The organism is Nocardioides sp. YR527 (assembly GCF_900101045.1).
Classification (GTDB): domain Bacteria; phylum Actinomycetota; class Actinomycetes; order Propionibacteriales; family Nocardioidaceae; genus Nocardioides.
Genome location: NZ_FNFN01000004.1, coordinates 537,804 through 549,901, shown reverse-complemented (window position 1 = coordinate 549,901; position 12,098 = coordinate 537,804). Strand labels below are relative to the sequence as shown.

Genomic DNA, 12,098 nt, shown 5'->3' with positions numbered 1-12,098 from the left:
GCACGGATCGGCTCGTTCACCCCTTTCCGGCGATCACCGACACCCCCCGGCGTACGCACCATGGGATCGTGACGACCACTGTGGCTCCTGAGCACTCGCGTACGGACTGGCGCGAGCTGATCGCGATCCTGTTGCTGTCCGTGACGGCGATCCTGACCGCCTGGACCGGCTTCCAGGCCAGCAAGTGGAGCGGCGCCATGTCTATCTCCTTCTCCCAGGCCTCGACGAACCGGATCGAGGCCGCCCGGATGGAGGCCACGGCCAACCGCAAGCTGTCGGTCCAGGTCTCCCTGTTCACGCAGTGGCTCCAGGCCTACCAGAGCGGTGACACCGAGCTCACGGAGTTTCTCCAGGCGCGCTTCCCGGAGCCGCTGGCCACGGTCTTCCCGGCGTGGCTCGACGCCCGGCCGCTCAAGGACCCCGACGCCCCCGCCACGCCGTTCGACATGGAGGAGTACGTCATCCCCGAGTCCGTTCAGGCCAGGGCCGCGGACGACACCGCCGACCGCAAGTTCGACCAGGCGCTCCGCAACAACCAGCGCGGCGACAACTACACGGTCCTGACCATCGGGTTCGCCTGCGTGCTCTTCTTCGCGGCCCTCTCCGAGCGCATGCGCCGCCGCCGCGCTCAGTGGGCCCTGCTCTGTGTCGGCGGAGTGGGTTTCGTGATTCTGGCGGTCGTCCTCATGACGTTTCCGAAGATGATCTGAACCCGGTCACCTGAAATAGGTGATCCTTCTCTATTTTTTGCCGTTTACTTTGAGTAGCATCGCAGGATGACCGGACGGGTATGCCGATCATCTACGGCGCTGTGACGCTCATCAGCACTCTCCCCCAACGAGCACACGACGCCGACGTGGTATCTGAGCTCTGACCGAGGGGAGAGGTTGTGCAGCGCAGCAGGCCGGCGCCCGCTACAGACCCGACGACAGCAGGACCCGCACCGATGTCGCGCCGTGAGGCGGCGGTGATACCCGCGGCCAGGGACGGGGACGCCGCGGCCAGCGCCCCCTGGCCCCGCCTCCCGAGGGTCTACGTGCCACGCCGCTCACTGTGGGCCGACCTCGACCGCTCTGCCGATGCCGCGATCACCCTGCTGATCGCACCCGCCGGCGCCGGCAAGACCCTGGGGGTCGCCGGATGGCTGCGGCAGCAGACCGACGACGGAGCTCCCCGCGCCCAGCGCTGGGTGGACGCCGACGGCACGATGACTCCCGACCAGCTCTCCGCGATGCTCGACGAGGCTGCTGAGGGCACGCCCCCTCGCATCGTCATCGACGACGCGCACCTGCTTCGCGCCGCCACGCACCGGATGCTCAACGAGCGGCTCAACAACGACCCCGACTCGATGCGGCTGGTGATGATCAGCCGTTGGGACCTGCCCTTCACCAGGCTCGTGCCCGAGCTGCTCGGCAACTTCTCGGTCGTGCGAGGCAACGTTCTGCAGCTGAGCGATGCCGAGGCCGAGGCGCTCATCGTCGAGCACGCCCGCACCCATTCCAGGCCTGTCATCGACGCCATCGTCCAGCAGGCCCGCGGCTGGTGCGCAGCGGTCGTGCTCGCGGCCCGGTCGGCCCATGTGAGCCCTCCGGGCAGGGCGGGCGAGACAGCCTTCGAGGACGGCACCATCGGTCTCGGTGACCGGGTGGCGAGCGAGGTGTTCGCGTCGCTGTCCGCACGCGCGCGGCATCTGCTGCTGTGCACGTCCGCCGAGACGCTGGTGACCGCCAGGACCGCCGCACACCTCTCCCAGAACCCGAGCGCCGGAGAGACGCTGACCGAGATGGAGAGCACCGGGCTGCTGGTGACCCGGGCGGTCCCGCTCGTCCCCGACGCCGGGGGTGAGGAGGCCTACCGGATCCATCCGCTGCTCGCCGAGGTCGTACGCCGCCGGCTGGTCGCCGGCGGCGTCGACGTCGCCAGGGCGCGATCGACGGTGGTGCGTGCCGTCCGGATCGACCGCACGCGCGGCGAGGCGCAGGGCGCACTGCGCCGCCTCGAGGCCGTCGGTGCCTACGAGGAGATGGCGGTCGTGCTCGCCGACGACGGAGTCAGGACGGCGATACGGGGCGACGGCGACCGCCTCCGCACCTTCGCACGCAACCTCGCCGAGCACGTCGAGACGACCCCGAGGGCCTGGTTCGCGCTCGCGGTCGAGGCCTGGCTCGACGGCGACGTACCCGAGGCCGAGCACTGGCTCGACAGGTGTGTGGCGGAGTCGGCGACGATGTCGGAGGAGGAGCTCGCCTGCATCGGGCTGATGCGGGCACGACTCGGCCTCGAGCCCCTGCGCGCCGCGGCCGACCGGGCGGCGGAGGTGGTCCGGGGCACGCACGGCGCCGGCGGCGAGGCCGACATCCTGCCGCAGCTGCTCATCGAGCTCGGCGTCACCCAGAGCTGGCTCGGTCAGCTGCTGGAGGCCGAGCAGAGCCTCACCTCGGCGATCGGGCTCGCCCGCACCTGGGACATGCCGGCGGTCGGGGCCGACGCCTCCAGCCACCTGGCGATGACCGAGTACATGCTGGGTCGCGAGGCCGCCTGCGGGGAGATCGCCGAAGAGGCCGCCACCCTGCTGGAGCGGGCCGACCACGGTCGGCCGCACGGCGCCCGTAGCAACTTCACCCGCACCCGGACGGCGCTGGCAGCGGCCCTGGCGCGCACCGCACGGCTCCCCTGGCTCGAGCTGGCGCCCGTCGCGGACGGCAAGCTTCATCCGGCAGACCTGTGCACCCGGTTCTGGATGAGGCTCCGGGAAGCACACATCACCCTGTCGAGTCACTCGGTCGTGCGCGCCCGCCAGATCCTCGGCGAGCCGTTGGACCTGCCCGGGGCCTTCCAGCTACCGGACCACCTGCAGGTCACTCTGCTGATCAACCTGGCCGAGCTGGCCGCGCTGGCGACCGACCGACGTTCGCTGAAGTCCGTCGAGGACGAGCTCACCGAGCACGGGATGACCGGCGAGGCGGCCCTGGCCAGGGCGCTGCGCGCGGACCTCGACGGAAACCGGCGCCTCGCCGCGGACCAGTTCGACGTCGCGGCGCAGCACGCGACCTGGTCCCAGCCGATGACCCGGGGGATCGCGCTCGTCGGGCGCGCGGAGCTGCTCCACGAGCTGGGGGACGCCGACGCGGCGGCCGAACATCTCCAGCAGGTCGCGATCGAGACCGAGGTGCGCCAGAACGCGATCCCGTTCCTCGGCTGGACCCGGCAGGGGACGCCTGTACAGACCATGCTCGGGCGGTTCCCTGCGCTCCGGCCGCATCGCTGGGTCGGCCGGATCTCGGCCGGCATCGCCGACATGCCCAGCCTGACGACCTACTTCGACCAGGGCACTCCCCGACCGGCCGAAGCGGTCGACGAGTCGGCCGGGCCGCTCCCCGGCCTGAGCGCCCGGGAACGGGACGTCCTTCGTGAGCTCGCCCGCGGATCGACGTACGCCGACATCAGCGCCGCGCTCTTCGTCTCCGAGAACACGGTGAAGACCCACGTCAGCAGCCTTTACGCCAAGCTCGGGGCCTCACGGCGCAGCGAGGCGCTGGCCGTGGCGCGGAGCCTGAACCTCATCTGAGGCTTGCGCCGGCTTACGCGGCGACTTCGACACGGAGCCGGCCGAGGCGATCGAGCTCGCTCTCGGCCGGACTGCCGTGTTCGCGAGGTCCCGGACCTCGCTCGTGCTGAATCTCAGCTCTTGGCCTCGGAACGGAGGCGGAAGGCCATCACGATGGCGATGATGCCGACGGCGATCAGCCAGATGCAGGAGACCAGCAGGAGCGCGCCCAGCGACAGCTCCGGGTTGATGAGGAGCACGGCGCCGGCGAGGACCGTGATGACACCGGCGGTGATGTCCCACACGCGCCGCCCAGGGGCCGGCCGGAGGATGGCGCCGATGATGTCGACGACGCCTCCGATGACCCACCAGACCCCGAGCAGGATGGTGACGATGAGCAGCGTCTGGACCGGGTCCCGCAGGAAGAGCAGGCCGACGACGATCGCCAGCGCCCCCGAGAAGCCGACGACCGCTCGCAGACCGCCGTCCATGGACCTGCCGGCCACCGCGGCGATGAGCCGGAACACTCCCGACACGATGATCTGGATCGCGACGATCACCGCAACGACGACGATCGTCTGCTTCGGCCAGACCGCCAGGATGACGCCGAGTGCCGTGGAGACCAGCCCGTAGGCCAGGACCACGCCCCAGTAGTCCCCGAGGCCCTCGAACACGGAGCCGGAGCCCACCGGACGCTCCTGGGTCGGTGTGGCCTCGTACGGATCCTGGCCGGCACCCGAGCTCCGTACGTCGGGGCCCGGAGGCTCCGAGCCGGAGACGTCGGGGCCCGGGATGTCGGAGCTGGCCATCTCAGAGCTCGGCACGACTCGACATCAGCTGCGCGAGCGACCAGATGACGAAGATGTAGAGCGCCAGCATCGCGAGCGCCCAGAACGGGTAGTAGGGCATGAAGGCGAAGGCGGAGATCGAGCCGATGACCGCGATCACGATGCCGGCGATACGGGCCCATGTCTGTCCGAGGAGCAAGCCGACGCCGACGGCTATCGCGATCGCGCCCAGGACGATGTGGATCCAGCCCCAGGCGGTGAGGTCGAACTGGTAGACGTAGTCGATGCCTTTGACGTAGACCTTGTCCTCGGCCACGGCAGCGATGCCGGTGAGGATCTGGAAGATGCCGACCGTCGTGAGGATGGTGCCTGCGAAGATCGCGCCGGAGAAGGCGAAGGCGGTCTTGACCGGAGAGTCGTAGCCTCCGCCTTGTGGTGTGGTGGTGCTCATGATGGGGTACTCCCTGTAGTCGTGAGCGGTTTTCTCGTCGACCCGCTTCAGTGCACCAGAAGTTAGGCCGCTTCGGCCCCGGCGGGCTCACCCGCAACGGGCGATCCTCCGGCACCGAAGACGTCATGCAGCGCTGCTTCCTGGCCGTCGGTCAGGTCGGTGAAGATCGGGTCGGACGGCAGTCGCCCTCCGATCGCGTCCCTGACCGAGTCGACGACGCTGTCCGTGGCCAGCACGAACAGGGCCGAGGTCCCCGGGGTGACCCGGTCCCGGACCCTGTTGATGAAGCCGTCGTCGATCCCGACGGCGCTCAGCGCGTCCGAGACCAGCCCGGTGGCGGTGCCCAGGGCGGCGCCGAGCAGCGGCACGAAGAAGATGAAGCCGAGCAAGAGACCCCAGAAGGACCCGCCCAACGCTCCCCCGGCCGCGCCCGAGGCTGGATGCAGCTCGGTCGTCCTCAGCTTCGTGCCGCTCGACGGCCAGGAGAGCGCCGCGGCGTCGTGGACGTCGATGACGCCCTCACGAGCCAGCTCCTCGAGCGCATGCATGGTCTCCTCGGCGCCCTCAGGAGTGTCGAAGCTCCACACGGCAAGAGTTCCTGTCGACATGTCCTCCCCCGCTCCCGGTGTCCGTCAGCCGAGCAGCTGCTGCTTGGCGGCTGCGAACTCCTCGTCGCTGAGCACCCCTTGGTCGTGCAGCTCCCCAAGTTGCTTCAGCTGCCCGATCAGGTCGCTCTGCGCCGGTGCCGCCGGTGCCGCCGGAGCGGGCGCCGGCGGAGGTGGCTGGGCCGCTGCGTACTGCTGTTGCTCGTACGCCTGTGCCTCGGCCTGTTCCTGGGCCTTGGCCGCCTGCCGGCGGTTGATGGCGTTCGAGGTGGCGGTGGCTGTGCCGGCGATGACGGCCGTACGTGCGGCGGCACCGATGAGACCGGGCCGGCCGATGCGTCTGCGCAACATGACGTGTCTCCTCTCTAGCGGGCGGCGGATGCGAAGGCGACGTCGACGTCCTCGGGTGGCACCCGCAAGAACAGCTCGACCTCGGCACCGACGCCCCGGATGCGTCCGACGGCCTCCCGCGCCCAGACCTGCTCGTAGACGACCGCGAGGCCGGCCTGGCCGGGCTCCAGGGCGGTGGCGAACGTTTCGATGTCGGCGTCGCTCAGCAGGTCGTTGGCGTCGATCTGAAGCCCCGACAGCTCCGCAGGCAGACCCTCCGCCTCTTCCAGGTCGAGGGCCCGGAAGCTGCCGCCGGTGTCCTTGGCCATCAGTACGCAGTCGATGATCCGGATCACTCCGCTCTCGACGGGTTGCCGAAGCACCGCCGCGAGGTCGCCGAGCTCGACATCCTCCGCCATCGAAAGAAACAGGATCTCGACCGGGCCGCGTTCCATCGTGCCTCCCACGTATCGCGCGCCTGCCGGACGGCAGGACGCTTCCGACGCTAGGACGCGTCGCGCCCGTGCTGATCACCCGCATCGGGTGACTTGGGCCGGTTCATTCCGGCCGGTCGGCGGGTGGCTCCTGCGACGCGACCACCGCAGCGTGCGTGGACTCCCCCAGGATCTGGGTGGCCGGCTCGATGTGGACCCCGCTGAGCCGTTGGAGCGTGCCGTCCGCCGACCAGCGCTCGACGAGGTCGGGGTCGACCCCGGACAGATACAGACGCGCGCCCGCTCCGTCCAGGTCCCGGGCGTAGTCCCCCACGACCTTCAAGAACGTGGCGCCCAGGGTCGTACGCCCTCGCAGCCGCAGCACCACCGCGGTGCCCGCCTCCTCGCCCCGGTTCGGCTCCGGCCCTTCGGGCGGGAGCGGCAGCCGACGCTGCAGCGTCCTCGCCCCGGCATAGAACAGCGAGCCGTAAGCCTCGAGCACGACGAGCTCGCCACGCCTCAGCGTCCGCGGCACCGGGCTCTCGATGAAGCGCCCCTCCTCGTCCCGCTCGATGCGCACGAGCCTGAGGTCCAGGGAGTCCTGTCGCAGCTGCAGCAGGAGCGAGGCGATCACGCCGATGCCGACCGCCTGCGCGACCGGCAGCAGGAGGACCGCGACGAAGGTCGCCGTCATCGCGACGGCGGGGATGACACCGGTCCGCGCGACGGCCACCACCTCGCGGGGGTGGATGGACGCGGCGCCGGCGTAGATGAGCACAGCGGCGAGGGTCGGCATCGCGACCTCGCCGACGACGCCGGAGAGCAGCACGAGGATCACCACCATCCAGATGCCCGCCCAGATCGCGCCCCAGCGGGAGACGGCGCCGGCCGTCGCGTTGAGGGCCGTCTGTCCCACGGACCCGCCGACCGGCTGGCCGCCGAAGAACCCCGAGGCGACGTTGGCGAGACCCTGAGCGGTGAAGTCGCGGCGCATCGAGGATCTGCTGCCGTCGAGGTTCGGGACGGCCTCGGCCACTCCTGCTCCCTGGATGAGGACGAGCGCAGCGATGGCGATCCCACCGGTCACCATGTCCATGTCGAGCAGGCTCAGGTCGGGCAGCTGCGGGACGGGCAGGCCCTGCGGGATCTTGCCGGAGTCCTTGACCCTGACGACGTCGGCCCCGGTCACCAGGACGGCGAGGGTCGGCAGGACGAGCGCGACCAGCGACGAGGCCACCGCCAGCCGGGTCGGAGCCAGCACCAGCAGCAGGAGCAGCGCCCCCAGCCCGGTCGCGACGGTGGGCAGACTGCTCTCGTCGAGCCGGGTCAGGAGGTCCCACGCCTTGGCCGCGGCGAAGGGCCCCTCGGCGTCCACGCCGGCGATGTCCGGGAGCTGGCCGAGCACGATGTTGACCGAGACCCCGGTGAGGAAGCCGAGCATCACCGAGTAGGACACGAACCTGATGTAGCGACTGAGCCTCAACAGTGCGGCCAGGAGCATCACCGCGCCCGCGACGATCGTCAGCAGCAGCATCGCCGCCGACCGGTCGTCGGCGTCGTGACCGGCCAGGACCGAGCCGGCGGCCAGCGCCGAGGCGCTGGTGGTCGTGACCACCATCATCCGGGTCGAGGAGGTCAGACCGCCCGCGATGGGACCGGCGAAGGAGGCGTAGAGCCCGTGGGTCGGGTTGACCCCGGCGAGCACGCTCGACGCCATCCCGTCGGGCACGCTGGCGATGGCCCCTGGCAGCCCGGCGACGAGGTCGCGGCGCCAGTGGCGCTTCTGCGGGGTGATCTCACGGACCTCTCTCCGCAGCACTCGTTGCGCACGTGCCTGGGCGCGACGCAGCGGCCCCGTGTAGAGCCGCTGCAGCGACGTACGACCGTCCGGGTCAGGTTCCATATCGCCCTTGGCCACCGGCGCTCCAATCCAGGCAGGAGGAAGGCGTACGGACGTCGGGCCCACGCCGTCAACGCATCCTCCACCGGCGGGGTGACCCCAGGCTCACCCCTTCCGGGCGATCCCGGAACGGGCCCGGCGTAGCAACCTCACCGATCGTGGCCAGACTCATCGCTCCGTCGTTCAGCGGCTACTCGCCGTCCTGGATCAGGTCCGACGTCCTCGCCGGGCTCACGGTCTGGGCCGTGCTCGTACCGGAGTCGTTGGCGTACGCCACCATCGCCGGCGTGCCGCCGGTCGTGGGCCTGTACGCGGCCGTGCCCGCTCTGGTGCTCTACTGCCTGCTCGGCTCCTCGCGGCACCTGATCGTCGCACCGATGTCGGCGACCGCGGCCCTCTCGGCCGGGATCGTGGCGGACTTCGCGTCCGGTGGGGCCGACGTCGTCGCGCTCACCGTCGGGCTGGCCATCGCGACTGGGATCGTCGCGCTCATCGCCGGCCTGATGCGCCTGGGTTTCCTGGCCGCCTTCATCAGCGAGCCGGTCCTGCGAGGCTTCATCATCGGGCTTGCACTGACGATCATCATCGGGCAGCTACCGGCGCTGGTGGGTGTAGAGAAGGGCTCGGGCAACTTCTTCGAGAAGGCCTGGGACCTGCTGCTCCACCTCGGTGACGTCGACGCCTTGACCATCGCCATCGGGGCGGGCAGCCTCGCTGTCCTGCTCGTCCTGCGGCGGATGGTGCCGCTCCTTCCCGCCTCCCTCATCGTCGCGCTGGTCTGCATCGGGCTCACCGCACTGCTCGGCCTCGACGAGCACGGGCTCGCCATCGTCGGCCACATCGACGCCGGCCTGCCCGCGATCGGCTTCCCGGATGTGTCGGCTCCCGAGTTCCGCGACCTCCTCGCGGCGGCCGTCGGCGTGATGCTCGTCGGGTTCGCGGAGGGCCTGGGCGCTGCGAAGACGTACGCCGCCAAGAGCGGCTACGACATCGACCCGAACCGCGAGCTGCTCGGTCTGGGCGTCTCCAACCTCGGCGCCGGCCTGGCCAGCGGCATGGTGGTCAACGGCTCGCTGTCCAAGACCGCCGTCAACGGCTCGGCCGGGGCGAGGTCGCAGCTCTCGGCAGTGACCGCCGCCGTCCTCACGCTGCTCACGCTGCTGTTCATGACCAAGCTCTTCGCCGACCTTCCCGAGGCTACCCTCGCGGCGATCGTGATCGCCGCGGTGATCGAGCTCGTCGACATCGCCGCGCTGCGCCGGCTGTGGCGGATCCGGACCGGACGGCTCACCAAGGTCTACCAGCTCACCGCGCGCGCCGACTTCGTGGGCGCCGTCGCGGCGCTGGTCGGCGTGCTCGTCTTCGACACCCTGCCCGGTCTCGTGATCGGCATCATCGCCTCCGTCGTTCTGCTCATCGCGCGGACCTCGCGGCCGCACATCGCGCCGCTGGCGCCCGTCGACGGTCCCGAGAACGGCGGCACCTCGCCGCACCGAGGCCTGTGGGTGGACCAGATCCGCAACCCGGCGTACGCGGGGGTCCCGGGCTTCCTGGTGGTCAGGGTCGAGGCGCCCCTGCTGTTCGTCAACGCCGACTTCGTACGCGAGCGGGTCCGCGACCTCGCCACGGGCGTGCCGGACCTTCGACTCGTCGTGCTGGACGGCCGGGCCACACCGTCGATCGACGTCACCGCCACCGAGATGCTGACCCAGCTGCGTGCCGATCTACAGCGTCTCGGCGCCGACCTGACGCTCGCCGGCGACGTGGGCCAGGTGCGCGATGTCCTGACCGAGGCCGCCGAGGAAGGACCGCCGTCGGTCTACCCGACCGTGGAGGCCGCCCTCGCGGCGGCCGCCGACAAGGCAGCTACTGAAGAGCCGCCGTCAGGCGCATGACGTTGTCGACGTACGCGGCCCCGCGCCCGCGTCGCGACCACTCCTCGGCGCTGAGCGTGCTCGACCGCTCCCGGTAGTCGTCGAGCACGCTCTGCAGGTCGTCGACCACCTGTTCGCTCTCGAGCAGCACGATGACCTCGTAGTTGAGCGCGAAGGAGCGGTAGTCCATGTTCGAGGAGCCGACGACGGCGATCGTGTCGTCGACCGTGAAGAACTTGGTGTGGAGGACGTACGGCGCCGGGTAGAGCCGGATCCGGACACCGGCGTCGAGGAGGTCGGCGTAGTAGGAGCGCTGAGCGTGGAAGACCATGAACTGGTCGGCGCCCTCGTTCACGAACAGCTCGACCTCGACACCGCGCTGGGCGGCGGTCGTGACGGCGTAGAGGAGCGACTCGTCCGGAACGAAGTAGGGGCTGACCAGGCAGATCCGCGACTGCGCGCCGTAGATCAGCGTGTTGAACAGGCGCAGGTTGTTCTCGGTCACGAAACCGGGACCGCTCGGCACGACCTGGCATGCCACCTTCTCGGCGGCTCGTTCCGTCTGCTCCACCTCCACAGGCGCACGTGGGACGAGCATGTCGCGGATGCTCTCGGCGGTCTCGGCGTACCAGTCGGTCGCGAAGACGACTGCCAGGTCCCGCACCGCCGGCCCCTCGATCCGGATCATCAGATCGACCCACTCGCGCCCAGCCTTGTGGTTCTTCGGCTTGTTGTAGCCGGGCTCGATGAGGTTCTGCGAGCCCGCGAACGCCACCACGCCGTCGACGACGAGGATCTTGCGATGGTTGCGCAGGTCCGGACGGCGGAGCTCACCGCGCAGCGGCCGGACCGGCAGCATCGGCGCCCACTTGATGCCGGAACCCTCGAGCCGCGACAGCATGTCCTGGTGGCCGGGGATGCCGCGCGAGCCGAGGTGGTCGAAGAGGAAGCGCACCTCCACCCCGCGGGCGACCGCGGCGACGAGTGCGTCGAAGAAGTCGCTGGTGGAATCGTCCCAGGCCGAGATGTAGAACTCGACGTGCACGAACCACCGGGCACCGCGTACGACCTCGGTCATGGCCGCGAACGTCCGCGCATAGTCAGGATGGACCTCGATCCGGTTGTCCCCGGTCAACGGCAGGGACCCCAGGCGCTCGTTGAGCCGCACTGCGCCGCCGGAGGGGCCCGCCGGAGCGGTCTGTGCCGCCGGGTCGTATCTGATCTCCGCGCTGACCAGCTCGTTGACCTGCCGCTGCCAGGCCCGGCGCTTGCGGCCGACGCTGGTGCTCCCGAAGAGCAGGAACGCGAGCAGACCGAACGCCGGCAGCGCCAGGATGAGGAACAGCCAGGCCAGGCCCGTGGACGGCTTCCGGCCGCCGGGGATGACGCCCAGAGCCACCACACAGATGGTGATGTGGGCGATGACAAGAGCTGCGCTGAGGAGGCTCGCGACCCAGGTCGCCCCGTCCATCAGAGCGAACCCACCCCGTCGCCGATCATCTTGACCCCGAGCACGACGAGGAGGACCGTCATGATGGCGGCGTTGTGGGCGATCATCCAGGCCTTGATGCCCTCCAGCAGCCTGGCCGCGCGCTCACCGGCCAGCAGGTAGATGCCGAACGGCACCAGCACGCCCAGGCTGGCGACGAGGGTGAAGACGGCCATCGCCACGATCCGCTCGCCGGTCACCGCTGTCGCCGTCGCGATCGTGCTGGCCCCCGAGACCACGAGCAGCAGGTTCTTGGGGTTGACCGATCCCAGGAGTACGCCCGTGCCGAACGCCTTGAACGCGTTGAACTCGTCCAGCGCCGCCATCCACGACGGCGTCGGCGCGGGCTCCCCCTCCGCCGGCCTGCCCCGCCAGCTGCGTACGGCGAGCAGGAGGAGCAGAGCTCCGAGCACGATCTTCAGCAGTGCCGCCCACGTCGGGGTGTCCGCGTCGCCCGATCCGGCCGCACCGACGAGCAGCGCGACGAGCGTGCCGAGCACGAAGATGCCCGACAGCCACCCGGCGACGAAGGCCGCCCCGTTGGAGCCGGCCCGGCGGCTGACCAGCATGAGGACCAGTGCGACGATCGGCATGGGGCTGACGAGCACACCCACGGCGATCGGCAGAGACTCGCCTATTGCTTCGCCCATGGACCGACTTCAGCGCGGACCGGCGTCGGC

At 70.3% G+C, this 12,098-nt stretch carries 11 protein-coding genes; 3 read left to right on the top strand and 8 right to left on the bottom strand.

Annotation, left to right across the window (positions count from 1 at the left end):
- Positions 1–68 precede the first annotated feature (68 nt).
- Both BLT25_RS15185 and BLT25_RS30465 read left to right on the top strand, forming a co-directional pair.
- Positions 69–710, top strand: a complete 642-nt coding sequence (locus BLT25_RS15185) for a hypothetical protein (RefSeq protein WP_143033763.1) — start codon at positions 69–71, stop codon at positions 708–710.
- 236 nt (positions 711–946) lie between these two features.
- Positions 947–3,568 carry a helix-turn-helix transcriptional regulator gene (locus BLT25_RS30465; protein WP_091047376.1) on the top strand — a complete coding sequence of 874 codons (2,622 nt, stop codon included), beginning with the start codon at positions 947–949 and terminating at the stop codon, positions 3,566–3,568.
- Between the two features lie 113 nt (positions 3,569–3,681).
- Here the strand turns inward: BLT25_RS30465 and BLT25_RS15175 are convergent, their stop codons facing one another.
- The 6 genes from BLT25_RS15175 to BLT25_RS15150 all read right to left on the bottom strand — a co-directional run bounded on the left by BLT25_RS15175 (position 3,682) and on the right by BLT25_RS15150 (position 8,073).
- Positions 3,682–4,371, bottom strand: coding sequence for an HdeD family acid-resistance protein (locus BLT25_RS15175; RefSeq protein WP_143033762.1), 690 nt, complete (start codon positions 4,369–4,371; stop codon positions 3,682–3,684).
- A complete protein-coding gene (locus tag BLT25_RS15170; protein WP_218131349.1) occupies positions 4,358–4,786 on the bottom strand; it encodes a DUF7144 family membrane protein in 429 nt (142 codons plus the stop codon). Before BLT25_RS15170 ends, BLT25_RS15175 begins: the two co-directional genes overlap by 14 nt.
- Before the next feature lie 62 nt (positions 4,787–4,848).
- Entirely contained in the window at positions 4,849–5,373 is a 525-nt protein-coding gene (locus tag BLT25_RS15165; RefSeq protein ID WP_256328612.1) for a DUF1269 domain-containing protein, read from the bottom strand.
- Between the two features lie 45 nt (positions 5,374–5,418).
- Positions 5,419–5,742, bottom strand: a complete 324-nt coding sequence (locus tag BLT25_RS15160) for an SHOCT domain-containing protein (protein WP_091047370.1) — start codon at positions 5,740–5,742, stop codon at positions 5,419–5,421.
- Positions 5,743–5,756: 14 nt separating this feature from the next.
- Positions 5,757–6,176, bottom strand: coding sequence for a DUF6325 family protein (locus BLT25_RS15155; protein ID WP_091047368.1), 420 nt, complete (start codon positions 6,174–6,176; stop codon positions 5,757–5,759).
- 103 nt (positions 6,177–6,279) lie between these two features.
- Complete coding sequence (locus BLT25_RS15150; RefSeq protein ID WP_256328611.1) at positions 6,280–8,073, bottom strand: SulP family inorganic anion transporter; 1,794 nt, start codon at positions 8,071–8,073, stop codon at positions 6,280–6,282.
- Between the two features lie 140 nt (positions 8,074–8,213).
- Here BLT25_RS15150 and BLT25_RS15145 point away from each other — a divergent pair, with 140 nt between their 5' ends.
- Positions 8,214–9,950, top strand: coding sequence for a SulP family inorganic anion transporter (locus BLT25_RS15145; RefSeq protein ID WP_091047364.1), 1,737 nt, complete (start codon positions 8,214–8,216; stop codon positions 9,948–9,950).
- Here BLT25_RS15145 and cls read toward each other — a convergent pair.
- The gene (cls, locus tag BLT25_RS15140; RefSeq protein ID WP_091047361.1) at positions 9,922–11,400 is read right to left on the bottom strand and encodes a cardiolipin synthase; all 1,479 of its coding nucleotides are present in this window, start codon (positions 11,398–11,400) and stop codon (positions 9,922–9,924) included. The two genes, BLT25_RS15145 and cls, sit on opposite strands and share 29 nt — an antisense overlap.
- Positions 11,400–12,068, bottom strand: a complete 669-nt coding sequence (locus tag BLT25_RS15135) for a GAP family protein (protein ID WP_091047358.1) — start codon at positions 12,066–12,068, stop codon at positions 11,400–11,402. Before BLT25_RS15135 ends, cls begins: the two co-directional genes overlap by 1 nt.
- Between the last annotated feature and the right edge of the window lie 30 nt (positions 12,069–12,098).